Origin of the sequence: Pseudoalteromonas sp. MMG005 (assembly GCF_018101015.1) — a bacterium.
Classification (GTDB): Bacteria; Pseudomonadota; Gammaproteobacteria; order Enterobacterales; family Alteromonadaceae; genus Pseudoalteromonas; species Pseudoalteromonas aurantia.
This window is the reverse complement of the sequence record NZ_JAGJEK010000076.1, coordinates 1-627: the sequence shown is the minus strand read 5'-3', so window position 1 is coordinate 627 and position 627 is coordinate 1. Positions and strand designations below refer to the sequence as shown.

Below are 627 nucleotides of genomic sequence, written 5' to 3'. Positions count from 1 at the left end.
GCCTAAAGATCTTGCGATCCCAAGCCTTGCAGTAACACTGACGGGTAAAGACGAATTTGGCAACACAGTGTCATTGACCACCAACACCGACAGTAATGGTGCGTTTAGTTTTACTGCTCTTCGCCAACCGGATGTAGACGGGTATGTGGTGACGCGCGCAGACACACCCAGCTATGAAGATGGCCAAGATTACCTTGATGGCATCAAGAATACCTATGCGGGTAAAAACGCGGTGAAGGTAGCCACGGTAGGTAAACCAAGCAAGGTGATATTTACTGAACTACCTAATGCTGGCGAAGCCCGTGTTGAAGGCGCGGTGTTTGTTGATGGCAATCAAAATGGCGTGAAGGAAAGTAAAGATCTGGCGATCACCAACCTTGCAGTCAGTCTGAGCGGTAAAGATGAATTCGGCAATGCTGTGTCATTGACCACCAACACCGACAGTAATGGTGCGTTTAGTTTTACTGCACTGCGCCAACCGGATGCAGACGGGTATGTGGTGACGCGCGCAGACACTCCAAGTTATGAAGATGGGCAAGATTACCTTGATGGCATCAAGAATACCCATGCAGGGAAAAATGCGGTGAAGGTAGACACGGTAGGTAAGCCAAGCAAGGTGATCTTTAC

The 627-nt window shown here is 49.1% G+C and carries 1 protein-coding gene; it reads left to right on the top strand.

Annotated elements, in window-relative coordinates:
- The coding region (locus J8M01_RS23755; RefSeq protein WP_211059600.1) for an SdrD B-like domain-containing protein at nt 1-627 on the top strand (627 nt) is incomplete at both ends.